Below are 24387 nucleotides of genomic sequence, written 5' to 3' on the forward strand. Positions count from 1 at the left end.
TCGGCGCGGCGCAGGGACCACACCGGCACGCTGGACCCGGGTGGCAGGATCTCCGGGTGTCCGTCGTCGCCCCCACCGACCGCTACGTGGTCGTCGTGCCCGTCAAGCCGCCCGCCCACGGCAAGTCCCGGCTGACCGGGCTCGGCGACGACGGACGCCGTGCCCTCGCCGAGGCGTTCGCGCTCGACACCGTGCAGGCCGCCGCCGCGACGCCGGGCGTGGACGCGGTCCTCGTCGTGACCGACGACCACCGCCTCGCCGCCGCCGTGCGCACCCTCGGGTGCGCGGTGATCCCCGACGGCGTGAGCGACGACCTCAACGCCACCCTCGTGCAGGCCGCGGCGGAGGTGACGCGCCGCTGGCCGGGCGCCGTTCCGGTGGCCCTGTGCGCCGACCTGCCGGGACTTCGGCCCGTGGAGCTCGCGGGGGTGCTCGCCGAGGTGCGCGAGCAGGTCGCGGCCGGCCGCAGCGCCTTCGTGCGCGACCGCTCCGGTGCGGGCACCACGTTGTACGCCGCCGCTGCCGGGCGGTTCGACCCGGCGTTCGGGCCCTCGTCCGCGTCACGGCACGAGCAGGCCGGCGCGGTGGAGGTCGGCTCCCGCGCGACCAGCGTGCGCACCGACGTCGACGACGCGGACGACCTGGAGACCGTGCTGCTGGCCGGCGTCGGCCCGCACACGACGCGGGCATGCGACGGGCGGGCCACCCGCTCGGGGTGACCCGCCCGTGTCGGCGCGGCAGCAGGGCTGCGGCGTCAGGACTTCTTCGCGGTGCTCTTCTTGGCCGTGGTCTTCTTGGTGGTGGTCTTCTTGGCCGGTGCCTTCTTGGCCGTCGAGGAGCTGGTGGACTTGCTCGCGGTCGACTTCGTGGCCGTCTTCTTCGCAGGCGCCTTGGAGGCGGTGGTCTTGGACGCGGTCTTGGACGCGGTCTTGGCGGTGGAGCTGCCGGCCTTCTTGGCGGTCGACTTCTTGGCGGTCGTGGTCTTGGACGCCGTGGACTTGGCGGTGCTGGACTTCTTGGCCGCGGTGGACTTCGAGGTCGTGGTCTTGGCCGGTGCCGACTTCTTGGTGGCAGCTCCCGTGACGGCTGACGCGGCGGCCCGGACACCGGGCGGCTTGGGCATCGTCGCGGCCGTCAGCCTCGGAAGCTTCTTCGACCCCGAGATGACGTCCTTGAGCTCCTTGCCGGCGGAGAACTTCGGCACGGACTTCTTCTTCGACTTCATCCGCTCGCCGGTCTGCGGGTTGCGGACCCAGCGCGCGTTGCGGACGGCCTTCTCGAAGGAGCCGAAGCCCGTGATCGCGACCTTCTCCCCCTTCGCGACCTCGCGGGTGATGGTGTCGAGCACTGACTCCAGTGCGTGGGCCGCCTGCTTGCGGTTCCCCTCGTAACGCGCGGCGAGCGCGTCGATGAGCTCTGACTTGTTCACTAGCTTCCCTTCCCAATGAACCTCGGACGCCGAGCTCGTGCTCGACCCTCTCTAGCACGCTAGGGACATGGGAGGGTGAGGACAATCACCATCGCCCTTGTTTGCAGGGGTTTTTCAGGCCGTGACGGGCTTCCAGCTCGGTCGCCCCGCCTCGAAGGCGGTGATCTCGGCGTCGTGCGACAGCGTGATGCCGATGTCGTCGAGGCCCTCGAGCAGCCGCCAGCGCGTGTAGTCGTCGATGTCGAAGGAGTCCTCGACGGCGTCCTCGCCGACGCCCGCGCGGATGGTGCGGCTCTCCAGGTCGACGGTGATCTCGCCGCCGGGGTTGTCGTCGAGCCAGTCCCACAGCCGCTGCACGACCTTCTCGTCGACCTGCGCCGCGACCAGCCCGGCCTTGCCGGAGTTGCCGCGGAAGATGTCGGCGAAGCGCGAGGAGATGACGACCTTGAAGCCGTAGTTCTGCAGCGCCCAGACGGCGTGCTCGCGCGAGCTCCCGGTGCCGAAGTCGGGACCGGCGACGAGCACCGACCCCGTGGCGTAGGTGGGGTCGTTGAGCACGAAGTCGGGATCGTTGCGCCACGCCGCGAAGAGTCCGTCCTCGAAGCCGGTGCGCGTGACGCGCTTGAGGTAGACGGCCGGGATGATCTGGTCGGTGTCGACGTTGCTGCGCTTGAGCGGCACGCCGACGCCGGTGTGGGTGGTGAACTTGTCCATGGGTCAGACCTCCTGCAGGTCGGCGACGGGAGCCAGGTCGGCGGGCGAGGAGAGGGTGCCGCGCACGGCGGTGGCCGCGGCGACGGGCACCGAGACGAGGTGCGTACGACCGCCCTTGCCCTGGCGGCCCTCGAAGTTGCGGTTGGACGTCGACGCGCTCCGCTCGCCGGGGGCGAGCTGGTCGGGGTTCATCCCCAGGCACATCGAGCAGCCGGCGCCACGCCACTCGGCGCCCGCGGCGACGAAGACCCGGTCGAGGCCCTCGGCCTCGGCCTGGAGGCGTACGCGCACCGACCCGGGCACCACCAGCATGCGGGTGTCGTCGGCGACCCGGCGGCCGTCGAGGATCGAGGCGGCGAGCCGCAGGTCCTCGATGCGACCGTTGGTGCAGGAGCCCACGAACACCGTGTCGACCTTGACCTCGCGCAGCGGAGTGCCGGCCTCGAGGCCCATGTACTGCAGGGCCTTCTCGGTCGCGATCTTGTCGTTGGGCTCGTCGAAGTCGTCGGGGCTCGGGACGCTCGCGCCCAGGGGCGCACCCTGGCCGGGGTTGGTGCCCCACGTGACGAACGGCGTCATCGTGGACGCGTCGAGCACGATCTCCTTGTCGAAGACGGCGTCGTCGTCGGTGCGCAGCGTCTTCCAGTGCGCGACGGCGGCGTCCCAGTCGGCGCCCTGGGGCGCCTCCGGCTTGCCCTCGATGTAGTCGAAGGTGGTCTGGTCGGGAGCGATGAGGCCGGCCTTGGCCCCCCACTCGATCGACATGTTGCACACCGTCATGCGGCCCTCCATCGAGAGCTCCTCGATGGCCTGGCCGCGGTACTCCACGATGTAGCCCTGGCCGCCGCCGGTGCCGGTGTGCGTGATCAGGGTCAGCACGAGGTCCTTGGCGGTGACCCCCTCGGGCAGGCTGCCGTTGACGGTGACCGCCATGGTCTTCGGACGCGCCTGGGTGAGGGTCTGCGTGGCGAGGACGTGCTCGACCTCGGAGGTGCCGATGCCGAAGGCGATGGCGCCGAAGGCCCCGTGAGTGGAGGTGTGCGAGTCGCCGCACACGATCGTCATGCCCGGCTGGGTCAGGCCCAGCTGGGGGCCGACGACGTGGACGATGCCCTGCTCGACGTCGCCGAGCGGGTGGAGCCGCACGCCGAAGTCGGCGGCGTTCTTGCGCAGCGCCTCGACCTGGGTGCGGCTCACCGGGTCGGCGATCGGCTTGTCCCAGTCGAGGGTGGGGACGTTGTGGTCCTCGGTCGCGAGGGTGAGGTCGGGACGGCGCACCGGGCGATTGGCCAGTCGGAGCCCGTCGAACGCCTGCGGCGAGGTCACCTCGTGGAGCAGGTGGAGGTCGATGTAGAGGAGGTCGGGCTCCCCGGGGGCGCTCCGGACGACGTGCTCGTCCCAGACCTTCTCGGACAGGGTCTTGCCCATGACTCGATCTCCTTCTTTGCGTGCGGTGGAACGACGCTACATCTTGCATCCCACTCCCTGAGATGACAATATCGGCATATGGACAACGGATCTGGCGTCGGCGTTCTCGACAAGGCGGCGCTCGTGCTCGCAGCGCTGGAGGCCGGACCGGCCACCCTCGCCGGCCTGGTCGCCGGCACCGGGCTGGCCCGCCCGACTGCGCACCGCCTCGCGGTGGCCCTGGAGCACCACCGCCTCGTCGCGCGCGACATGCAGGGCCGGTTCGTGCTCGGCCCGCGGCTCGCCGAGCTCTCCGCCGCCGCCGGCGAGGACCGCCTGCTCGCCTCCGCAGGCCCGGTCCTGGCCCGGCTGCGCGACATCACCGGCGAGTCCGCGCAGCTGTGGCGCCGCCAGGGCGAGCACCGCGTGTGCGTGGCCGCTGCCGAGCGCCCCTCCGGACTCCGCGACACCATCCCGGTCGGTTCGCAGCTGACCATGAACGCCGGCTCGGCCGCGCAGATCCTGCTCGCCTGGGAGGACCCCGAGCGCATGCACCGCGGCCTGCAGAACGCCGCGTTCTCCGCCACTGCGCTGTCGGGGATCCGCCGGCGCGGGTGGTCGCAGTCGGTGGGCGAGCGCGAGCAGGGCGTCGCCTCGGTGTCGGCCCCGGTCCGCTCCCCCGGCGGCAAGGTGATCGCCGCGGTCTCGGTCTCCGGTCCCCTCGAGCGCCTCTCGCGCCAGCCCGGGCGGATGCACGCGCCCGCCGTCCTCGCCGCGGCCGACCGGCTCTCGGAGTCGTTGCGCCGCGCCGCCGCCGAGTAGCCCCCGGAGTAGCCCCCGGAGTAGCCCCCGGAGCAGCCCCCCTGGAGTAGCCCCGAGGGCTTCTCAGCACCGCCGACCCTCGGGCAGGGTGGACGCATGACCGAGCTCGTGGACCTCGCCCCCGCTGCCGAGCAGCTCGCCGACGTCGTCGTGGACGTCACCGACGACCAGCTGTCCGCGCCGACTCCCTGCGAGGGCAGGACCGTCGGGCAGCTCCTCCAGCACCTCGTGGGGCTGACGCTCGCCTTCCGCGCGGCCGCCGACAAGGAGGTCGGCCCGCTCACCGACACCAGTCCCGACGAGGCGGGGTGGCCGGACGCCGAGCCCGGCTGGCGCGAGGCGCTCGCCCACCAGCTTCCGGCGCTCGCCGCCGCCTGGCGCGACCCGGCTGCATGGGAGGGGATGACCCGCGCGGGTGGTGTCGACCTGCCCGGCCAGGTGGCCGGCCTCGTCGCCCTCGACGAGATCGTCCTGCACGGCTGGGACCTCGCCCGCGCCACCGGCCAGGGCTTCGACTGCGACGACGCGACGGCCGGGGCGCTCGCGGAGTTCGTGGACGGCTTCGACACCGACGGCACACCGGGCATGTTCGGCCCCGCCGTGACCGTGGGCGCCGACGCGGCGCCGTTCGAGCGCGTCCTGGCCGCCTCGGGTCGCGACCCGGAGTGGGCTCCGGCCTGAGCAGGGGCAGGGGTTTCCCGGGAGTCGTGGACGGGCGCCCTCGTGCTCGCTGAGCCAGTCGACGACGGTCGCCGACAGCCAGGCGGCGTGTGACACGTGGACGTCGTGGCCGGCTCCCGCTGCCTCGCGGTAGGCGCCGTGGGTGATGGCGTCGGCCATCTGCCGCACCAGGTCCGGTGGGCAGACCGGGTCGTGTGCCCCGGCGATCAACAGCGTCGGCCACGTGATGAGCGACGCCCGCGACAGGCTCACGTCTCCGCCCTCGGCCACGATCCCCGCCAGGGCCTGGGCCCAGCTGGACGTCATGGTCCGCGCGACCCGCCTCGGCGCGGTGGCCCGGAGACCGCCCGTCAGAACAGCGCGTCCTGCTCGAGCTCGAGCAGCTGCTGCTTGCGGAGCAGGCCTCCGGCGTAGCCGGTCAGGGTGCCGTTGGCGCCGATGACCCGGTGGCACGGCACCACGATGGGGATCGGGTTGCGGCCGTTGGCGAGTCCGACGGCACGCGAAGCGGCGTTGGTCATCCCGAGCCGGCCGGCGATCTCGCCGTACGACGCGGTGCGGCCGTAGCCGATCAGCTCGAGCTGCGACCACACGCGCCGCTGGAAGTCGGTGCCGACCGGGGCGAGCGGGAGGTCGAAGTCGGTGAGCTCGCGGTCGAAGTAGGCCGTCAGCTGCCGCACGGCCTCGGCGAGCACCGGGTGCTCGTCGGAGCGCGCGCCCAGCGGCCGGCCGTCGGCCGGCTGGCGGAACGGCGAGAACTCGATCGCCACGATCGACCCGTCGCGCTCGACGACGCGCAGGTCGCCCACGGGCGAGGGCATCACGGTCCACATGTCAGGTCTCCTCGGGTGGGGCGGCGGGTGCGGCGATGGGTGCAGCGGTGGGTGCGGTGGCGGGCATGAGGGTGTTCCAGAGGTGCATCAGGGCGTACGAGCGCCAGGGTCTCCAGCTCTCGGGATCCGGATCGCCGCCCAGGTCGGCCAGCAGCCGGCGCACCGCGAGGTCGGTGGCGAGGAAGACGTCGGGGTGCCCGAGGGCGCGCATCGCCACGTAGTCGGCGGTCCACGGCCCGATGCCGGGCAGCTCGAGCAGCGCCCGTCGTACGTCGTCGCGGTCGGGACCGCGGTCGAGCACGACGCGTCCCTCGGCGAGCGCGGCGGCGAGCCCGACGAGCGCTCGGCCCCGCGCGCGCGGCATCGGCAGCGTCGCGGGGTCGGCCGTCGCGAGGGTCGCGGCGTCGGGGAAGAGGTGGGTCAGGCCCGGCGCCTCCGTCTCGATGCGACGCCCGTGGGCCCGGACGAGGCGGCCCGCGACCGTGCGAGCGCCGGCGACGCTGACCTGCTGCCCGATGACGGTGCGGATCGCGGTCTCGTCGCCGTCGACCTGACCCGGGACGCGCAGGCCCGGGGTGGCGCGCACGAGGCGGCCCAGGACGAGGTCGGCGCCGAGGTGGGCGTCGACGGCGCGCGGGTCGCAGTCGGCGTCGAGCAGGCGGCGCACGCGCTCGCTCGCGGCGGCGGTGTCGCGCAGGTCCTCGAGCCGGAACTCGGCGGTGACGAAGCCGGTGCCGCCCGCCGGGAGGTCGGCCAGCTCGAGCCGCACCGTGCCACTGCCGTGCGGCAGGTCGAGGGTGCGCGCGTAGCAGCCGGGTCCGGCGACCTCGACGCCCGGCACCACGTGGTGGGCCAGGAAGTCGAGCAGGCGCTGCCCGGCGAAGGGAGTGCGGACGGGCAGGCGCATGGTCACCGCGCCGGCGCTCGGGGCACGGTGGTGGCGGCGGCCGCGCAGCTGGCTGGGCGAGGCGGCGTAGATCTCACGCAGCGTCTCGTTGAACTGCCGCACGCTGGCGAACCCGGCCGCGAAGGCCACGTCGGTCAGCGGAAGGTCGGTCGTCTCGATGAGCACCCGTGCGCTCTGGGCCCGTCGGGCCCGCGCCAGTGCCAGCGGCCCGGCGCCGAGCTCCTGGGTCAGCAGCCGGCCGAGGTGGCGCGGGGTGTAGCCGACGCGGCGCGCCAGCCCGTCGACGCCCTCGCGGTCGACGAGGCCGTCGGCGATCAGGCGCATCGCCCGGCCGGCGACGTCGGCCGCGACGTCCCACTCGGGGCTGCCGGGCGTCGCGTCGGGCAGGCAGCGCTTGCAGGCGCGGTAGCCTGCCGCATGCGCGCTGGCGGCCGTGGGGTGGAAGGTGACGTTGCCCTCGGCGGGCGTGCGCGCCGGGCACGACGGACGACAGTAGATCCCGGTGGTGCGCACTGCGGTGTAGAAGACCCCGTCGAAGCGGCGATCCCTGCTGCGGACCGCGCGGTAGCAGGCCTCGGCGTCGAGGTGCCCGGTCGGTGTCATGGCTCCATCCTGACCCCCGAGCCGTCCCCCCACCAGCGGGAAACGGACACGGGGGTGGGACGCGCAGGCGTGTCTCAGGAGCCCACCGAGCGGTAGCGGCGCTCCGGTCGCCCCGCCCCGCCGTACTGCAGCCGCACCTCCGCCCGACCTCGGGCCACGAAGTGCTCGAGGTAGCGCCGGGCGGAGACCCGGGAGATGCCGACCCGCTCGGCGCACTCCCCCGCGGAGAGCTCGTCAGTGTCGCGGAGCGCCTCCGCCACGACCTCGGCCGTCTCCGGGCTCAGGCCCTTGGGCAGCCTCCCCGGGCCGGGGGACGCGCCGACGGCGGCCGCGCCGAACACCGCGTCGATGTCGTCCTGGGCGGGCGCTCCCGAGCCCGCGAGCGCCAGCAGCGCGGCGCGGAACGACTCGAGCCGCACCCGCAGGTCGTCGTAGTCGAACGGCTTCACCAGGTAGTGGACCGCCCCGCCGGACGCGGCGGCGCGCACCGTGTCGGCCTCCCGGGCCGCCGTGACCACCAGCACGCCGACGTCGTCGCCGCCCGCCCGGAGCCGTCGCAGCACCTCGATGCCGGTCATGTCGGGCAGGTGCACGTCGAGCAGCACCAGGTCGGGGCGCAGACGTGCCACCTGGTCGAGCGCCGCCTGCCCGCTGCTGGCGACCCCGACGACCGTGAAGCCCTCCGTGCGCTCGACGAACTGGGTGTGGATGCGCGCGACCATGAAGTCGTCGTCGACGACCAGCACCGTGACGTCGTGCGTCGTGTCGCTCGGCGGACGGTGCGTGCGCGTGCTCATCCGACCTCCGCTCCCGGCAGCCGCACCTCGAAGACCGCGCCGGTGCCGTCGACCCCGGCGCGGACCGCGACCGCGCCGCCCCGACGTTCGCAGACGACCTGCACCAGCGCCAGCCCGACCCCCCGTCCCTCGGTGGTGGGTGCCTTCGAGCTCCAGCCGCGGCGGAAGATCCTGCCCACCTCGTCCGGGGGCACGCCGGGCCCGGTGTCGGTCACGGCCAGGTGCACGACGTCGCCGACGAGGCGCAGGTCGACCTCGACCGCCGTGCCGCCGACCGACACCGAGGCGTCGACGGCGTTGTCGACGAGGTTGCCCACGACAGTGCCCACGTCGGTGGACGTCTCGGGGTCGAGGCGGGGCAGGCTGCTGGTCGCCGACACGCGCAGGTCGACCCCGCGCTCGGCCGCCAGGCTGGTCTTGGCGATCAGCAGGGCGGCGACGGCGGGGTCGGCCACGTGCGCGAGCACGGCGTCGGAGATCTCGCGGCGCCGCCGGCTGAGGGTCCCCACGAGCCGTGACACCTCGTCGTACTCGCCGAGCTGCACCAGCCCGGAGATCGTGTGCAGCTGGTTGTGGAACTCGTGGGTCTGGGCGCGCAGCGTGTTGGTGATCGACTCCCGCGCGCTGAGCTCGCTCTGCAGGGCGAGCAGCTCGGTGCGGTCGCGGAGCGTGGTCACCGACGCGACCCGCCTGCCGCCCTCCACGACCGGGTTGCGGTTGACGACCAGCACGCGCTCGCCCAGCACGACCACGTGGTCGCGGATCGCGGCGCCGTCGGCGAGCAGGTCGCGGACGGCGGGGTCGAGGTCGAGGTCGTCGACGGCGCGCCCCTGCACATCGCCCTCGAGCCCGATGAGCTCGCGGGCGCTGTCACTCACCACGGTGATGGTGCCGTCCTCCCCGACCGCGACGACGCCCTCGCGGATCGAGTGGAGCAGGGCCTCGCGCTGGTCGGCGAGCGCGGCGATCGCCGCCGGCTCGAGCCCGCGCGTGCGGCGGCGCACCAGCCGGGAGAGCAGGAACGAGCCGGCGACGCCCAGGCCGAGCCCGAGACCGGCGACGGCGAGCAGGTCGGGCAGCACGCCGCGTGCCCGTTCGGCCAGGGACGGGTAGGACTGCGCCACCATCGAGATCCCGACGAGGGCACCCCGGTCGTCGATGATCGGCACCTGCGCCGCGATGGCCCGATCGCCGAAGTCGTCGACGTCGCCGGTCCACGTCCGCAGCTGCTGGACGGTGCTGCCGCCGAGGTCGACCTGCCGGCCCCGGCCGGCGAAGTCGCTGCTGACGAGCACGACCCCGTCCGGGTCGGCGAGGTAGACGCCCCCGGCCTGGTAGTTGTTGCGCACCCGCTGGGTGTACGACGTCAGCGACGCCCGACGGCGTTCGACCAGGCCCTGCACGAACGGGTCACGCACCGCCGCGATGTTGGCCATCGACTCGGCGGCGGCCCGCATCCGGGCGCCGCGGGTGTCGCGGAAGTCGGCGTCGCTCTGCTGCACCGACACCACGCTCGCCACGGCGACCACGACGAGCAGCACCGTCAGCTGGAGCACCAGGACCTGGCCGGCGAGCGTCGCCGGCCGCCAGCGCGAGCGCGACCACAAGTTCCACAACCTCCATTGCTTTGCCAATCGTGACGTCCGCCACAGGAGTCTTGCACCATCGGGGGGTCGGCACGATCGAGCGAGGGAGACCACATGCTGCGCCAACGGACCAGGCGGGTCGCGGCCACGGCGACGGCACTCGCCACCGTCGTGCTGCTCGCGACGGGCTGCGGGGTCACCCGGGGCGACGCGAGCGACGACATGACGATGCTCATCCCCAACAGCCCGGGCGGCGGCTACGACCAGACCGGGCGCGCTGCCGTGGCCGTGATGGAGAACGGCGACATCACCGGCGGCTCGTTCGAGGTGACCAACGTGATCGGGGCCGGAGGGTCGGTGGCGATGACCCGGCTGATGAACGCCGAGGGCGACGAGCGCACGATGATGACCGCCGGCCTCGGCGTGGTGGGCTCCCTCTACTCCTTCGGCGCGCCCTACCGGCTCGACGACGCCACCCCGCTGGCCCAGCTCATCGCGGACCAGGAGGGCGTCCTGGTGCCGGCGGACTCCCCCTTCGAGACCATCGACGACCTGGTGGCGGCCTGGCAGGACGACCCGGGCTCCGTCGTCGTCGGCGGCGGCTCGTCACCGGGCGGACCCGACCACCTGTTCCCGATGCAGCTCGCCGGGGCGGTCGACGTCGACCCGCGCGAGCTGCGCTACGTCGCCTACGACGGCGGCGGCCCGCTGACCAGCGCGCTGCTCGGCAACAAGATCGACGTCGGCTTCTCCGGCGTCGGGGAGTTCGTCGGCCAGCTCTCCTCCGGCGAGCTGCGGCTGCTGGCCGTCTCCGGCGAGGAGCGGCTCGACGGCGAGGGCATCAGCGAGGCACCCACCCTCACCGAGTCCGGCATCGACCTGGTCTTCACCAACTGGCGCGGCGTCTTCGCGCCCCCCGGCATCAGCGAGGAGCGGCGCCAGGACCTGATCGCCGACCTGGAGGCGATGCACGCGACCCCCGAGTGGCAGCGGGCCCTCGAGGAGAACGGCTGGATCGACGAGTTCAAGACCGGCGACGACTTCGCGACGTTCCTCCGGGAGCAGGACGAGCGGGTCGCCACCACCCTCGAGGAGCTGGACCTGCTGTGAGCACATCAGTCGACACCCCCACCCCCGCCGAGGCACCGCGGACCGCACCTGGCCGCGACCGCGACCTCCCCCAGCTCGGCCTCGCGGCGCTGCTCGTCGTGGTCGGTGCCTACACCTTCTACGACGCGACGACCCTGCGGATCGGCTTCGGCGACCCGGTCGGGCCGCGGATCTTCCCCTACGTGATCGGAGCGGTCACCGTGGTGCTCGGCCTCCTGCTGGTCGTGGCGACGCTGCGCGGAGACGTGCCGCAGGCCGAGGGCGGGGAGGACGTCGACCTGCGGCACCCCGCCGACTGGGTCACCGTCCTCAAGCTGGTGGGCGTGCTGCTGTTCACCGCGCTCACCGTCTCCTTCCTCGGCTGGGCCGTCAGCGGTGCGCTGCTCTTCACCGGCGCCGCGTGGTCGCTGGGCAGCCGGACGCTGCTGCGCGACGCCATCGTCGGCACCGTGCTGTCGGTGAGCAGCTGGTACTTCTTCCACGAGGTGCTGGGCGTGATCCTCCCCGCCGGGATCCTGGACGGGGTGCTCTGATGGACAACCTCACCCTCCTGATGGACGGCTTCGGCTCCGTCCTCACCCCGCAGAACCTGCTCTTCGCCGCCATCGGCGTGCTGCTCGGCACGTTCGTGGGCGTGCTGCCCGGCATCGGGCCGGCGATGGCGGTGGCGCTGCTGCTGCCGGTCACCTTCGGCATGGACCCGATCCCCGCGTTCATCATGTTCGCCGGCATCTACTACGGCGGGATGTACGGCGGCTCGACGACGGCCATCCTGCTCAACACGCCCGGTGAGTCGGCGTCGGTGATGACCGCGCTCGAGGGCAACCTGATGGCGAAGGCCGGGCGGGCCTCCCAGGCCCTGGCCACCGCCGCGATCGGGTCGTTCATCGCCGGCACCATCGGCACGCTGCTCGTCGTCTTCTTCGCCCCGGCCCTGGCGTCGGTCGCCAACGACATCGGCGCGCCGTCCTACTTCGCCCTGATGGTCCTCACGATGGTGATGGTCACGAGCGTGCTGGGCGGGTCGTGGCTGCGCGGGTTCATCGCCCTGTTCCTCGGCCTCACCATCGGCCTCGTCGGCCTCGACCTCAACACCGGCCAGACCCGGCTGAGCTTCGACCAGCCCCTCCTCGCCGAGCGCATCGACGTGGTGGTGGTCGCGGTCGCGATCTTCGCCCTGGGCGAGGCGTTCTGGGTCGCCGCCCACCTGCGCCGCACGCCCGCGCACGTGATCCCGGTCGGCCAGCCGTGGCTGAGCGGCACCGACCTCAGGCGCTCCTGGGGGCCGTGGATGCGCGGCACGGCCTACGGCTTCCCGTTCGGCGCGCTGCCCGCGGGCGGCGCCGAGATCCCGACCTTCCTGTCCTACATCACCGAGAAGCGACTCGCCGCGCGCCGGGGACGCGACGAGTTCGGCCGCGGTGCCATCGAGGGCGTCGCCGGACCGGAGGCGGCCAACAACGCCTCCGCCGCCGGCACGTTCGTCCCGCTGCTCGCGCTCGGCCTGCCCGTGACGGCGACGTCGGCGGTCATGCTCGCGGCGCTCTCGGGCTACGGCATCGATCCGGGACCGCAGCTGATGACCGAGCAGCCCGAGCTGGTGTGGGCCCTGCTGGCGAGCCTGCTCGTCGGCAACGCCCTGCTGCTCGTGCTCAACCTGCCGCTCGCGCCGGTGTGGGCCAAGCTGCTGCGGATCCCGCGACCGCAGCTCTACGCCGGCATCCTGTTCTTCGCCACGCTGGGGGCCTACGCGGCCAACCTCCAGGCGTTCGACCTGCTCCTGCTGCTGGCGCTCGGCCTGCTCGGGCTGCTGATGCGCCGCTTCGCCCTGCCGGTCCTGCCGTTGATCCTGGGGGTCATCCTCGGGCCGCTGATGGAGTTCCGACTGCGCGAGGCGATGGCGATCTCGGGCGGCGACGCCTCGGCGCTGTGGAGCGAGCCGCTGGCCGTGGTGATCTACGTGATCGTGGTGGTCGTCGTGGTGGCGCCGCTCGTGCTGCGCGCCGTGCGCCCGGCGCGCGTGGCGCTCACCGACGACGGCACTCCACCAGACGACAGCGACGCGGACCGGAGCGAGGAGAAGGTGCGATGACGACCATCGTGGTGGGCTGGACCCCCGACGAGTTCGGCGAGGCGGCGCTGCGCCGCGGCGTCGAGGAGGCGCGGCTGCGCGAGGGGCGGATCGTGGTGGTCAACGCCACCCGCGGCGACGCCCTCGTCGACGAGCGCTATGCCGACGACGACCAGCTGGCCGCGCTGACGACCGAGCTGGGCGGGGCCGGCGTCGAGGTCGAGGTGCGCCGCTCGATGGGCGCCGACGTCGGCGACCAGGTGCTGGCGGTGGCCGAGGACGTCGCGGCCGACCTGGTGGTGATCGGGCTGCGCCGACGCTCCCCCGTCGGCAAGCTGCTGATGGGCAGCGTCGCGCAGCGCATCCTGCTCGGTGCGGACTGCGCCGTGCTGGCGGTGAAGCCTGTCGGCTAGGTGGTGCGGCGGCGGTGCCAGAGGGCGAGCGCGAAGGCGCCGGACAGCAGCACCACACCCGCCGGCACCACGACCCCGCGGAGCGAGCTGCCCGACCCGTCGTCGTCAGTGGGCGGGGATGATCCCGTGCCCTCCTCGCCGGAGGCGGACCCACCGACGTCGAACGTGATCTCGCCGGCCATCTCGTGGCCGTCGGAGGACACCACGTCGTAGGTCAGGGTGTAGGTGCCGTCGGGCCCGGCCCAGAGGTTCTGCCGGACCTCGGGGCCGGTGGCGGTCGGGGCGCCGTTGGTCACGCTCCCGTCCGGACCGGTCACGCTCACCTCGTGGACCTCCGCGACGGGTCCGGTGAAGGTGAGGATGGCCCGCGAGGGCAGGGCTGCGAGCACCCCCGCCTCGGAGGGGTCGGAGAAGAGCAGCTCGTCGTGGGCGGCGGCCGGCGGCACCGGCCCCCATGCCGCGAGCGCGGCGAGCGCGGCGAGGACGGCGAGGGCGGTCGTCGCGACCGCGCGGCGCAGCGCGGAACGGGCGCTCACGGGACCAGGCCGTCGGGATGCAGCTCGGGCCGCTCGCTCACCGAGCCCCGCGCACCGACGAACCACACGCCGGTCCCGGCCGTCAGGTCGGGCCGGTGGGTCATGTCGTCCTCCTCGGACGCGTCGGGCGGGGGCACGGTGGGCGTCAGGCGGGGATCACGACGACGTCGAGAACGCGGCGTCGAAGGCCGCGGTCGGCGCGTCGAAGGCCAGGCGCCGCACGAACTCGAGGGCCTCGGGTGCCCCGACGAGGCGGTCCATGCCGGCGTCCTCCCACTCCACGGAGATGGGACCGTCGTAGCCGATGGTGTTGAGCATCCGGAACGACGCCTCCCACGGCACGTCGCCGTGGCCGGTGGACACGAAGTCCCAGCCGCGGCGGGGGTCGGCCCAGGCGAGGTGCGAGCCCATCCGGCCGTTGCGGCCGTTGCCGACCTGGCGCTTCGCGTCCTTGCAGTCGACGTGGTAGATCCGGTCCTTGAAGTCGCACAGGAACCCGACCGGGTCGAGGTCCTGCCACACGAAGTGCGAGGGGTCCCAGTTGAGGCCGAACGCCTCGCGGTGGTCGATCGCCTCGAGCGCCGCGACCGTGGTCCAGTAGTCGTAGGCGATCTCGGAGGGGTGGACCTCGTGGGCGAACCGGACCCCCTCGCTGTCGAAGACGTCGAGGATCGGGTTCCAGCGGTCGGCGAAGTCCTGGTAGCCGGCGTCGACGAGGGCCTGGGAGGCCGGCGGGAACATCGCGACGTACTTCCAGATCGAGGAGCCGGTGAAGCCGACGACGACGTCGACGCCCAGCTTGCGGGCCGCGCGGGCCGTCATCTTCATCTCCTCGGCCGCGCGCTGGCGCACGCCCTCGGCGTCGCCGTCGCCCCAGATGCGGTCCGGCAGGATGTCGCGGTGGCGCGCGTCGATCGGGTCGTCGCAGACCGCCTGGCCCTTGAGATGGTTGCTGATCGCAAAGACCTGCAGATCGTGCTTCTTGAGCATCTCCAGCTTGGCCGGGACGTAGGACTCGTCCTCCACCGCCGCCCACGGGTCGAAGTGGTCGCCCCAGCAGGCGAGCTCGAGGCCGTCGTAGCCCCAGCCCGAGGCGAGCTTGCACACCTCCTCGAACGGGAGGTCGGCCCACTGGCCGGTGAACAGGGTGATGGGGCGTGGCATGTGTGCTCCTCGTGTGGTGGTGGTGGTGCGTTCGGCTGGTGCTGCCGCGGCAGCGGGGTGGTGCTGGGTGGTGCTGGGGGTGGTGCTGGGGGTGGTGCTGGTGGGTGGTGGTGCTGGGGGGTGGCGGTCGCTCGGGTGGACCTGCCCGGCCGGCTGGGCGCCGGCGCGGACCGGTGCCGGGACGGAGCGCCGTGTCCCGGCACCGGCCGCTGAAGGTGGCGCCTTGCGGCGCCACCCCCGCCCGTGCCGGGGGCCCGGCCACCGACTCGCACGCAGGGCCGATCCTGCATGCGCGCCGGCTCACGCACCCGGAGGTGACGTGCTGGCCGAGCCGCCCGACCACGGACGCTCTGTGCTCGGACCGGCGCCTACAGCTGCGACTTCAGCGTGCGCGACAGGCGCTTGAGAGCGAGCCTCACCTCCTTGTCCTTCACCCGCGATGCGAGCCTCTCGAACCGCTTGAGGGACTTCAGGGCCTTGCCCACCTGGTTGCGCTTGTCAGCGCGCTCGGCGGCCTTCAGCTCCTGCTTCAGCTTCGCCGCGAGCTTCGGGCCGACGACGCCCTCCTCGGCGAGGCGCTCGACGAGCTTCTTGCCCGCCTTGAAGGACACGACGACCTTGAAGGTGATCGTCTGCACGGTCTGGTTGCCGGCCGCGTCGTAGGCGGTGACCTTCAACCGGTGCTTGCCCGGCCGCAGCGACATGGCGTCGATGCGAGCCGGTCCGGTGACGGCCCTGCCGTCGAGACGGACGACCTGCTCGGCGGCCCCGGACGTGGCGTCCGTGACCGTGATCCGAGCCGTGCGGACCGCCGAGACGTCGAGCTTGGCGCCGTCGGCGATGCCGGCGACGGCCAGGGTGGGCGCCGTGCCGTCCTTCTTGATGGTGGTCGTCTCCACGGCCGAGGTCTTCCCGGCCGCGTCGGTCGCCCTGGCCTGGACCAGGGTCACGCCGTCGTCGGACACCGTGATCGGCGCGGTGTACGCCGTCCACGGACCGTTGCCGATGCGGTACTCCACGCTCAGCTTCCCCTCGCCGCCGGCACCCGCGAGGGTGACGGTGACCGGCGAGGTGAACCAGTTGCTGCGACCGTTGGCTGCGGCCGGCGACGTGGTGAGCGTGACGGTCGGCTTCGGGCCGGGCTCCGGGTCGGGACCCGGGTCCGCCTCCGGTACCACGACCGTGAACTCGCCGGTCGTCTCGTTGCCGGCTGCGTCGGTCGCCGTGTAGGCCACCGTGTGCTCGCCCGGCTCGGTGATCTCGAACGGACCCTCGTAGTCGGTCTCGGCTCCACCGTCCACGGTGTAGGTGAACGAGGTGACCTCGACGTCGTCCGTGGCGTCGAGCACCACGGTGCCCGCTCCGGTCAGCTCCAGGTCGACGCAACCGATGATCGCGCCGTCCCGGTGCAGGGCCAGGATGCCGCCCTCGATGCGCGGCGCCCACGGGACCGTGGCCGTCGCGAACGACGTGCCGTCAGCGGCGGGCTTGATCCTCGGGTCGCCCGAGCCGGCGGTCCAACCCGGGTTGGTCGGCCACAGCTCGTTGGGCGGCGTGCCGGCCCCGTCGGGGTCGTCACGGTAGTGACCCTCGAAGCCACCGCACGTCGTGCCGACGTGCAGGTGCGACTCGTAGCCCTCCTGGGGGTCGAGACCCTCGAGCGACAGCTCGATGGTCGTGGTGTAGCCGTTGCCCTCGGCCGCCGAGACCATGGTGGCCTCGCCGGTGATGCCGGTGCTGGCCTGGTCGACCAGCTCCCCGGCGTAGGAGCCGAGGACCGTGGCAGCGACCTCCGGATCGGTGGTGTCGACCGGCGGCTCCCCGCCGGGCTCGCACGTGGCGTCCTCGCCCAGGGTGAACCAGTCGAAGGTGGCCGTGATGCCGGCACCCGCGGTCTGGTTGGCCGCCGACAGCAGGCCGATCCGCGGTTCGTCGATGCCGGTGAGGTCGTAGCCCCCCGACATGTCGGTCCACGTCTCGCCGTCGGTGCTGTAGCTGCCGAGCACCTCCTCACCGTCGGTGCTGGTCAGGCGTAGCCACACGGTGGTCGGGAAGTCCGCCCCGAGCCCTGGCGTGTTGGTCTCGACTGCTGCTGCGTCGGTCTCCTTCGCGGTCTGGACGATGTTCTGCGCGGCGTTGGCACCGTTGGTGCTGCGGCCCTGGAAGACGTGCTTGATGTAGTTGTCGTCGTCTCCGTAGATCAGCAGGCCCGCGGACTGATAGGCCTGGTTGATGGGTGCGGTGACCTTGGTGGTGGCCACGAACGGGCCGTCGGGGAGGTCGGTGAGGACCAGGTCCCGCGCGGTGTTCGTGGTCTGGTAGAGGTCGGTCGCCTCCATCGGGATCGTGAGCGCACCACCCGACACCGTCAGGTTGCCGCTCGGTCGGACCGTCGACCAGTCCGAGGTGAGCGTCGAGCCGTTGAACTCCTCCACGAAGCACCCGTTGTTGCACGGCTCGGCCGTGTCGTCGGGGGTGAGGGTGAAGTAGTCGAACTTCGCGGTGAGGTTGTCCGCCGCGCCGTCCGCCGTCGCACCGAGGGCCAGCAGGCCCACCTTGGGCGCGGTGATGCCGCTCAGGTCGCGCGCCGGCGCCGGGTTCCCGTTGCTCGTGGCGAGCGGCACCCAGGTGTCGCCGTCACTGCTGTAGGAGGCGGTGACGGAGCTGCCGTCGGTGCTCGACATCCGCAGCCACACGGTGTCGGGGAAGTCCGCGCCCAGGTTGGCGGAGTTGGACTCCGTCGCCGTGCCGTTGGCCTCCTTCGCGAACTGGATGACGTTGGCCGCCTTGCTGCCCGCCGCGGCCGTCGAGCGGCCCGAGTAGACGAGCTTCAGGTAGTTGTCGTCGTTGCCGTAGACGATCAGACCGGCCTGCTGGTAGCCCTTGGTCGCGTTGAGCGTGACCTGGGTCGTGGCCTCGAACGCCCCGCCCGGCAGGTCCTGGAGGACGATGTTGGGCGTGGTGTTGGTGGTCTGGTAGAGGTCGGAGTTGGTCAACGGGATGTTGAGCGTCCCGTCGGCGACCGTCAGCGACTGGTTGACCCGCACGCTGCGGTTCCACCGGTCGGTGTCGAGCTCGTTGCCCAGGAAGTCGTCCGAACGCCCGCTGAAGCAGGTGTCCGACGGCCTCCTCACCGTGATCTCCGTCGTGCTGGTGGCCTCGGCCCCCCGCGCGTCGGTGGCGGTCAGCGAGACGACGTACCTGCCCGGCGTGGTGTAGGTGTGGCTCGGGTCGGCCTGGGTGGAGGTCGCGCCGTCGCCGAAGTCCCACGCGTAGGTGACGGGGGTGTTCCCGTCGGGGTCGATCACCGTGCTGTCGAACGACACCGGCAGGGGCGCCTCACCGCTGGTGGTGCTGGCGGTGAATGCCACGGTCGGCGGCTGGTTGTCGGTGATGCCGCGGCCGTTGAACTGCAGCCAGTTGACGTTGGCCCCACCGGTCGTCGCGACGAAGTACAGCGGCTGGCTGGTCGTCGTCGCGTTGGTGAAGGTCGTCGTCACGGTCTGGTAGGTCTGCGCGCCACCGGTGTTCGGCACCGTCAGCGTGCCGATCGCGGTGCCCGTCGCCGAGCCCTGGCGCACCTCGAACGTCGCGCCCGCCGTGGTCGACGCGGCCCGCATCGAGACGCCGGTGATCCCGGTCAGGTTCATCACGTCCCAGCGGAACCAGTCGCCGGTCTCGACGCCGGTCACGTTCTGACCGCCGCCGCTGTCGGTGGTGGCCTGCGTGGTCACTCCGGGCGAGCCGGCGGTGTTGTCACCGGTGCGGCCGGTGGAGTCGTAGAACTCCGCCTCCTTCTTCTTGGTGTGCAGCACGATGCCGTCGACGCTGGTCAGCGCCCCGGCGGCGCCGCTGCCCTTGTCGGTGTAGGTGGCCTTGATGGTGCCGAAGATGTTGGCACCGGTATGGCCGGCGTCCCCGGGCAGTGCCAGGGTGCCGGAGCACCCCCTGTACTGCTCGTAGTCGTGGGAGTGCTGGTCGTGGCCCAGGCCCGGCTGCACGACGACGTCGTCGCAGTCGATGGTGCCGTCCTCGGGATCGGTGACGACGACCTCGTAGGCCACGTAGTCGCCGAACTCGAAGAAGCCGCCGTCCTTGGGCAGCACCAGCTCGACGGTCGGGGCCGTGTTGCCGGCCGTGATGTCGATGTTGGTCGTGCCGCTGCGACCGTCGACGTCGGTCACCGTCAGCCGGGCGGTGTAGTTGCCCGCCGTGCTGTAGGTGAAGCTCGCCGTCGGGGTGGTCGCGTCGGTGGAGCCGTCGCCGGTGAAGTCCCACGCGTAGGTGAGGCCTGTGTCGTCACCGGTGTCCGGGTCGAAGGACCCGGTGCCGTCGAACTCGACGGTGAGCGGCGCCGGACCGGAGGTCCGGTCGGTCGTCGCCCGGGCCACGGGGGCGCGGTTGCCCTCGACGTAGTCGATGCGGTAGACGCCCGAGTCGGTGTTGTTGCCGTTGAACCCGCTGCCCCACTCGATCATGTAGAGGGCGCCGTCGGGGCCGAACTGCAGGGCGTGCGGGCGCTGCATGGGCAGGTTGGACAGGAACCGGTTGATGTCGGTGTAGTTGGTCCCGGCCTGGTTCATCTGCACGGTGAACAGGCGGTTGTTGTTCCAGTCGGCCCAGATCGCCTTGCTGTCGAAGTACTCCGGCCACTTGCGGTCGGAGACCAGGTCGGGGTCGTAGTCGTAGGTGCCCGACGTCATCGGCGCACCGCTGGCGCCGATCTCCGGGGTCCCGGTGATCGTGCCGTTGTTGCTCTGCCAGATCACCGCCGGCTTCGCGGGCGGCAGGTTGGTCAGGCCCGTGTTGTTGGGCGAGTCGTTGACCGGGGCGGCGCAGTCGAACGTCGCGCCGGCGGTGCTGTTGGCGAAGTTGTAGTCGTTGTAGGGGGTGTTGTTGCCCACGCAGTAGGGCCAGCCGTAGTTGCCGGGCTCGTCGAGGATGTTCCACTCCACGCGACCGTTGGGTCCGCGGGTCGCGCTGGTCGAGCCGGCGTCGGGACCGTAGTCGGCGACCAGGATGTTGTTGTTCTGCTCGTCCAGGCCGATGCGGAACGGGTTGCGGAAGCCCATCGCGTAGATCTCGGGGCGGGTCTTCTGCTGGGTGTCGGCGGCCTCGTCGAAGAGGTTGCCGGCGGGGACGGTGTAGCCACCGTCGGCCTTCGGCCTGATGCGCAGCACCTTGCCGTTGAGGCTGTTGGTGTTGCCCGAGGTGCGCTGGGCGTCCCAGGCGGCGCGGTTGGGCCGCTCGTCGATCGGGGTGTAGCCGCCGGAGTCGAACGGGTTGGTGTTGTCACCGGTGGCGAGGTAGAGGTTGCCGTCGTTGTCGAACTCCATCGACCCGCCCGCGTGGCAGCACTCGTTGCGCTGCGTCGGGACGTCGAGGATCGTCGTCGCCGTGCCGAGCTGGAGCGTGTCGCCCGCCATCGTGAAGCGCGAGATCCGGTCGATCGACTCCGAGCCGTTCGGCGAGTAGTAGAGGTAGACCCAGTTGTTGGTCGCGAAGTCGGGGTCCAGGGCGATGCCCAGCAGGCCGAACTCCTGGCCCGTGTAGACCGGGACGGTGCCCGCGGTCACCACGCTGCCGTCCTCCTTGATGATGCGCACGGCGCCGTTGCGGTCGATGTAGAACACGCGCCCGTCGTCGGCGATGGCGAGCTCCATCGGGTTGGAGGTGTTCTCGTCGAGCGCGACCTTCTCGAAGCTCGGCGCCAGCGTCGCCTTGCAGTCGGCGTCGAGGGCGCCGGCAGCGGTCTGGATGCCGCCGAGGACGTGCTCGAGGAACTTCGCGTCGGTGAAGGCCGCCGCGGTGTGGCCCATGCCGGTGTACCAGCTGCGGCCGCCGTCGTAGTCCTGGCACCACGCGATCGGGTGCTCGGCACCCATCGAGCCGTTGCCGGGCGTGTAGGTGGTCTCGTCGACCGACGCCAGCACGTGCAGCTTGGTGCGGGGGTTGGCGGCGGGGTTGGTGCGGAAGTTGTACCACTCGTCGTTGCGCGTCCAGCGGCGCTCGAGCGTCCTGGTGGACGGGTGGGCGGGGTCCTCGACCTTGACGGTCGCCTGCGGCGTGCCCGGCGGGTGGTTGTTGAAGTAGGCCCCGACCAGCTGGCCGTACCAGGGCCAGTCGTACTCGGTGTCGGAGGCCGCGTGGATGCCCGCGTAGCCGCCGCCGGCCTGGATGTAGCGCTCGAACGCGGCCTGCTCGGCCGGGTTGAGCACGTCACCGGTGGTGGACAGGAAGATGACGACCTCGTAGTTCGCGAGGTTGGCGTCGTTGAACGCGCTGGCGTCCTCGGTGGCCGTCACGGTGAAGTTGTTGGAGGCGGCGAGCGCCTGGATCGCGGTCGTCGCCGCTCCGATGTTGTCGTGGCGGAACGCCGCGGTCCTGGAGAACAGCAGCGCGTCGAACGACTCGTCGGCCGCAGCCGCCGCGGAGGCGTCCGCGTCGGCGGTCCACGGGACCGCCTCACCGAGGGTGCTCTCCTGCGCGGGGGTCAGGTCGGCCTTCTTCGTGGCCTTCTTCGTGGCCTTGTTCGCCTTCTCGGCGGGGGCGGACGCACGATCAGGTGCCGCGTCGGGCACCGCCGCACTCGCCGTGGAAGCCAGGCCGATCGTCGCACCGAGTGGTAGCGAGACGATCAGGGCCATGGTGGAGCCGACTGCGGCACGGGAGTGCTTCTGCAGTCGCGTGATGAGTCTGTTCATCACGATCCCTTCTGTGGTGACGGATGTGCGCTCCATCGGTTCCGGGGCGGGTCCCCGGGCGTTCGGCCCCTGTCATGCGGTGTCGTGCGGGTCAGTCGGGTCGTGCAGGTCGTGCGTCCGAGATGGTGTGCCCGGCGGGTTCGGCGCCCGCCGGGCCACGCTGTCGGGTCAGCGCACCCCCATCAGGTGCTCGAGGGCGAGCTGGTCGAGGGCCTCCATCCCGACGCTGCGCGTGGCGAGACCCTCCACGTCATACGACGCCGCGCGGAGGTCGGCGAGCGACTCCCCCTCGCCGAGGGTCGGGGTGCGCAGCGTCTCGACCTCGGAGGCCGCGAGGGCGGCCTGGACGTCCGGGTCGGCCCGGAACGCCTGCACCCGGTCGCGGAGGATGAGGTAGTTGCGCATGCACCCGCGCGCGGACTCCCACACCCCGTCCTCGGCCTCGGCCCGCGGGGGCTTGAAGTCGAAGTGGACGTAGCCGTCGTAGGCCTTGCCCGTCCCGGCGCCCAGCAGCGCGTCGACGGCCCAGAACGCGCCCCGCAGGTTGCCCGCGCCGAAGCGCAGGTCCTGGTCGAAGCGGGGGCCGTGCTGGCCGTTGAGGTCGACGTGGAACAGCTTGTCGTGCCACAGCGCCTGGCTGATGCCCTGGGCGAAGTTGAGCCCGGCCATCTCCTCGTGGCCCACCTCGGGGTTGAGACCGACCATCTCCGACTGGTCGAGCTCGGCGATGAGCGCCAGCGCGTGACCGATCGTCGGCAGCAGGATGTCGCCGCGCGGCTCGTTGGGCTTGGGCTCGAGGGCGAAGCGGATGTCGTAGCCCTGCTCCTTGACGTAGGCGCACAGCAGGTTGAGCGACTCGGCGTAGCGGTCGAGCGCCGCCTGCACGTCCTTGGCCGCACCGTGCTCGGCGCCCTCGCGGCCGCCCCAGAGCACGAAGGTCTTCGCGCCAAGCGACGCGGCCAGGTCGACGTTGCGCAGCACCTTGGCGAGGGCGTAGCGACGCACCTCGCGGTTGTTGGCGGTGAGCGCGCCCTCCTTGAACACCGGGTGCCCGAAGAGGTTGGTGGTCACCATCTCGACGGCGAGGCCGGTGTCGCCCAGCGCCTTCTCGAAGCGCTCCAGCACGGAGTCGCGGGCGTCGTCGTCGGGGACGAGGTCGTCGTCGTGGAACGTCACGGCGGCCGCGCCGAGCTCGGCGAGCTTGTAGGTCGCGTCCACCGGGTCGAGGAGGGCGCGGGAGCTGGGACCGAACACGTCGGTGCCCTGCCAGCCCACCGTCCAGAGGCCGAACGAGAACTTGTCCTCAGGGGTCGGGGTGTAGTCGGTCATGCGGGGATCTCCTGCCACGAGTCGTTGTCAGAGCTGGTCTCGACCGCGGCCAGGACGCGTTGCACCTGGAGTCCGTCGGCAAAGGATGGGGAGGGGTCGGTGCCGGCCGCGATGTCGCGGACCAGGTCGACCGCCTGGTGCACGAAGCCGTGCTCGTAGCCGATGACGTGGCCGGGTGGCCACCACGCACCGACGTAGGGGTGCTCGGCCTCGGTCACGAGGATGCGGCGGAAGCCCGCGGTGCGGGAGTCCTCGGTGCCGTCGAAGAAGTGCAGGACGTTCATGTCCTCGAAGTCGAAGGCGAGGCTGCCGTCGGAGCCGTTGATCTCGATGCGGATCGCGTTCTTGCGACCCGACGCGAAGCGGGTCGCCTCGAACACGCCCATCGCTCCCCCGCGGAAGTCGGCGAGGAAGGTGGCGGCGTCGTCGACGGTCACCTTGCCGGTGCCGGAGCCGGCCGTGCCGGACAGGCCGGCGTGCTCGCTGGGCAGGGGGCGCTCGTCGACGAAGGTGCGCAGCCGGCCGGCGACCCGGGCGATGGTGTCGCCGGTGATGTACTGCGTCATGTCGACGATGTGCGCGCCGATGTCACCCAGGGCGCCCGAGCCTGCCTTGTCCTTCTCCAGGCGCCACGACAGCGGCGCCTGCGGGTCGACGATCCAGTCCTGGAGGTACTGGGCACGCACGTGGTGCAGGGTGCCGAGGCGGCCGTCGGCGACGAGCTGGCGGGCCAGCGCGATGGCGGGCACGCGGCGGTAGGTGAAGCCGACCATCGCGCGTACGCCGTCGGCGGCGGCGCGCTCGGCGGCCCGGGTCATCGCCTCGGCCTCCTCGACGCTGTTGGCGAGCGGCTTCTCGCACAGCACGTGCTTGCCGGCCTCGAGGGCCGCGATGACGATCTCGGCGTGGGTGTGGCCCGGCGTGCAGACGTCGACGAGGTCGATGTCGTCACGCGCGACCAGCGCCTGCCACGACGTCTCGGTGGACTCCCACCCGAGCCGCTCGGCGGCGGCCGCGACGCCCTGGGGGTCACGGCCGGCCACGGCCCGCATGCGGGGCCGGAGCGGGAGGTCGAAGAAGCGGGGCGCGGTGCGCCAGGCGTGCGAGTGCGCAGCGCCCATGAAGGCGTACCCGACCATGCCGACCGACAGGTCGCTCCGGTCGTCGGGGACGTCGGAAGTGGTGGTCATCGGACCTCCTCGTGTGTGGGGCTGGAGCGGGGCGTCGTGGCATGCGGAGGGGGCGTGCGGAGGCATGCCTGGTAGCGCCCCTGTCGCCGGA

At 72.2% G+C, this 24387-nt stretch carries 19 protein-coding genes and 1 pseudogene; 7 read left to right on the forward strand and 13 right to left on the reverse strand.

Annotation, left to right across the window (positions count from 1 at the left end; all coding sequences use genetic code 11):
• Positions 1-56: 56 nt before the first annotated feature.
• Complete coding sequence (cofC, locus tag AC54T2_RS12055; protein ID WP_496666293.1) at positions 57-719, forward strand: 2-phospho-L-lactate guanylyltransferase; 663 nt, start codon at positions 57-59, stop codon at positions 717-719.
• A gap of 35 nt (positions 720-754) precedes the next feature.
• Here cofC and AC54T2_RS12060 read toward each other — a convergent pair whose 3' ends face one another.
• From AC54T2_RS12060 to leuC, 3 genes are all read right to left on the reverse strand, one after another.
• Entirely contained in the window at positions 755-1429 is a 675-nt protein-coding gene (locus AC54T2_RS12060) for an HU family DNA-binding protein (RefSeq protein WP_489974750.1), read from the reverse strand.
• A gap of 114 nt (positions 1430-1543) precedes the next feature.
• Positions 1544-2143 carry a 3-isopropylmalate dehydratase small subunit gene (leuD, locus tag AC54T2_RS12065; protein ID WP_186340897.1) on the reverse strand — a complete coding sequence of 200 codons (600 nt, stop codon included), beginning with the start codon at positions 2141-2143 and terminating at the stop codon, positions 1544-1546.
• 3 nt (positions 2144-2146) lie between these two features.
• On the reverse strand, positions 2147-3571 hold the full coding sequence (leuC, locus tag AC54T2_RS12070) for a 3-isopropylmalate dehydratase large subunit (RefSeq protein ID WP_496666294.1): 1425 nt from the start codon (positions 3569-3571) through the stop codon (positions 2147-2149).
• A 78-nt stretch (positions 3572-3649) separates the two neighbouring features.
• On the opposite strand from leuC, the gene AC54T2_RS12075 reads away from it, so the two are divergent.
• Together AC54T2_RS12075 and AC54T2_RS12080 are read left to right on the forward strand one after the other, a co-directional pair.
• Positions 3650-4372, forward strand: coding sequence for an IclR family transcriptional regulator (locus AC54T2_RS12075; RefSeq protein ID WP_186340895.1), 723 nt, complete (start codon positions 3650-3652; stop codon positions 4370-4372).
• 96 nt (positions 4373-4468) lie between these two features.
• Positions 4469-5053: a TIGR03086 family metal-binding protein gene (locus AC54T2_RS12080; protein WP_496666295.1), complete on the forward strand. Its 585-nt coding sequence runs from the start codon at positions 4469-4471 to the stop codon at positions 5051-5053.
• Between the two features lie 57 nt (positions 5054-5110).
• Here the strand turns inward: AC54T2_RS12080 and AC54T2_RS12085 are convergent.
• From AC54T2_RS12085 to AC54T2_RS12105, 5 genes and pseudogenes are all read right to left on the reverse strand, one after another.
• A pseudogene (locus tag AC54T2_RS12085) lies at positions 5111-5359 on the reverse strand (alpha/beta fold hydrolase); the annotation flags it as partial.
• 44 nt (positions 5360-5403) lie between these two features.
• On the reverse strand, positions 5404-5886 hold the full coding sequence (locus AC54T2_RS12090) for a methylated-DNA--[protein]-cysteine S-methyltransferase (protein WP_186340893.1): 483 nt from the start codon (positions 5884-5886) through the stop codon (positions 5404-5406).
• Between the two features lies 1 nt (position 5887).
• Positions 5888-7396: an AlkA N-terminal domain-containing protein gene (locus AC54T2_RS12095; RefSeq protein WP_496666296.1), complete on the reverse strand. Its 1509-nt coding sequence runs from the start codon at positions 7394-7396 to the stop codon at positions 5888-5890.
• Positions 7397-7470: 74 nt separating this feature from the next.
• A complete protein-coding gene (locus tag AC54T2_RS12100) occupies positions 7471-8193 on the reverse strand; it encodes a response regulator (RefSeq protein ID WP_496666297.1) in 723 nt (240 codons plus the stop codon).
• Positions 8190-9800, reverse strand: a complete 1611-nt coding sequence (locus AC54T2_RS12105; RefSeq protein ID WP_496666298.1) for a sensor histidine kinase — start codon at positions 9798-9800, stop codon at positions 8190-8192. Before AC54T2_RS12105 ends, AC54T2_RS12100 begins: the two co-directional genes overlap by 4 nt.
• Before the next feature lie 93 nt (positions 9801-9893).
• Between AC54T2_RS12105 and AC54T2_RS12110 the strand changes: the two genes are divergently transcribed.
• The 4 genes from AC54T2_RS12110 to AC54T2_RS12125 are packed head-to-tail and all read left to right on the forward strand — an operon-like array spanning position 9894 to position 13373.
• Positions 9894-10889 carry a Bug family tripartite tricarboxylate transporter substrate binding protein gene (locus AC54T2_RS12110; protein WP_186340889.1) on the forward strand — a complete coding sequence of 332 codons (996 nt, stop codon included), beginning with the start codon at positions 9894-9896 and terminating at the stop codon, positions 10887-10889.
• On the forward strand, positions 10886-11422 hold the full coding sequence (locus AC54T2_RS12115) for a tripartite tricarboxylate transporter TctB family protein (protein ID WP_489974755.1): 537 nt from the start codon (positions 10886-10888) through the stop codon (positions 11420-11422). Before AC54T2_RS12110 ends, AC54T2_RS12115 begins: the two co-directional genes overlap by 4 nt.
• Complete coding sequence (locus tag AC54T2_RS12120) at positions 11422-12981, forward strand: tripartite tricarboxylate transporter permease (protein ID WP_496666299.1); 1560 nt, start codon at positions 11422-11424, stop codon at positions 12979-12981. The genes AC54T2_RS12115 and AC54T2_RS12120 overlap by 1 nt, the downstream gene beginning before the upstream one ends.
• Positions 12978-13373 carry a universal stress protein gene (locus tag AC54T2_RS12125; protein ID WP_186340886.1) on the forward strand — a complete coding sequence of 132 codons (396 nt, stop codon included), beginning with the start codon at positions 12978-12980 and terminating at the stop codon, positions 13371-13373. The genes AC54T2_RS12120 and AC54T2_RS12125 overlap by 4 nt, the downstream gene beginning before the upstream one ends.
• On the opposite strand, the gene AC54T2_RS12130 is transcribed toward AC54T2_RS12125, so the two are convergent.
• The 5 genes from AC54T2_RS12130 to AC54T2_RS12150 form a co-directional block, all read right to left on the reverse strand.
• Positions 13370-13909, reverse strand: coding sequence for a copper resistance protein CopC (locus tag AC54T2_RS12130; protein WP_489974756.1), 540 nt, complete (start codon positions 13907-13909; stop codon positions 13370-13372). The genes AC54T2_RS12125 and AC54T2_RS12130 overlap by 4 nt on opposite strands.
• 156 nt (positions 13910-14065) lie before the next feature.
• Entirely contained in the window at positions 14066-15073 is a 1008-nt protein-coding gene (locus tag AC54T2_RS12135) for a sugar phosphate isomerase/epimerase family protein (protein WP_496666300.1), read from the reverse strand.
• Between the two features lie 368 nt (positions 15074-15441).
• Positions 15442-21777 (reverse strand): ThuA domain-containing protein, encoded by a 6336-nt coding sequence (locus AC54T2_RS12140; protein WP_496666301.1) that lies wholly within the window; start codon positions 21775-21777, stop codon positions 15442-15444.
• Positions 21778-21945: 168 nt separating this feature from the next.
• Positions 21946-23106, reverse strand: a complete 1161-nt coding sequence (gene xylA, locus AC54T2_RS12145) for a xylose isomerase (RefSeq protein WP_186340881.1) — start codon at positions 23104-23106, stop codon at positions 21946-21948.
• Entirely contained in the window at positions 23103-24296 is a 1194-nt protein-coding gene (locus tag AC54T2_RS12150) for a Gfo/Idh/MocA family protein (protein WP_206054391.1), read from the reverse strand. Before AC54T2_RS12150 ends, xylA begins: the two co-directional genes overlap by 4 nt.
• Between the last annotated feature and the right edge of the window lie 91 nt (positions 24297-24387).

The sequence above is a fragment of the Nocardioides sp. Z35_8 genome (assembly GCF_059621125.1).

Coding starts and splice junctions, on each gene's coding strand:
- leuD (WP_186340897.1), bottom strand. CDS start 2,143: ATGGACAAGTTCACCACCCACACCGGCGTCGGCGTGCCGCTCAAGCGC.
- leuC (WP_496666294.1), bottom strand. CDS start 3,571: ATGGGCAAGACCCTGTCCGAGAAGGTCTGGGACGAGCACGTCGTCCGG.
- AC54T2_RS12075 (WP_186340895.1), top strand. CDS start 3,650: ATGGACAACGGATCTGGCGTCGGCGTTCTCGACAAGGCGGCGCTCGTG.
- AC54T2_RS12080 (WP_496666295.1), top strand. CDS start 4,469: ATGACCGAGCTCGTGGACCTCGCCCCCGCTGCCGAGCAGCTCGCCGAC.
- AC54T2_RS12090 (WP_186340893.1), bottom strand. CDS start 5,886: ATGTGGACCGTGATGCCCTCGCCCGTGGGCGACCTGCGCGTCGTCGAG.
- AC54T2_RS12095 (WP_496666296.1), bottom strand. CDS start 7,396: ATGACACCGACCGGGCACCTCGACGCCGAGGCCTGCTACCGCGCGGTC.
- AC54T2_RS12100 (WP_496666297.1), bottom strand. CDS start 8,193: ATGAGCACGCGCACGCACCGTCCGCCGAGCGACACGACGCACGACGTC.
- AC54T2_RS12110 (WP_186340889.1), top strand. CDS start 9,894: ATGCTGCGCCAACGGACCAGGCGGGTCGCGGCCACGGCGACGGCACTC.
- AC54T2_RS12120 (WP_496666299.1), top strand. CDS start 11,422: ATGGACAACCTCACCCTCCTGATGGACGGCTTCGGCTCCGTCCTCACC.
- AC54T2_RS12125 (WP_186340886.1), top strand. CDS start 12,978: ATGACGACCATCGTGGTGGGCTGGACCCCCGACGAGTTCGGCGAGGCG.
- AC54T2_RS12135 (WP_496666300.1), bottom strand. CDS start 15,073: ATGCCACGCCCCATCACCCTGTTCACCGGCCAGTGGGCCGACCTCCCG.
- AC54T2_RS12140 (WP_496666301.1), bottom strand. CDS start 21,777: ATGAACAGACTCATCACGCGACTGCAGAAGCACTCCCGTGCCGCAGTC.
- xylA (WP_186340881.1), bottom strand. CDS start 23,106: ATGACCGACTACACCCCGACCCCTGAGGACAAGTTCTCGTTCGGCCTC.
- AC54T2_RS12150 (WP_206054391.1), bottom strand. CDS start 24,296: ATGACCACCACTTCCGACGTCCCCGACGACCGGAGCGACCTGTCGGTC.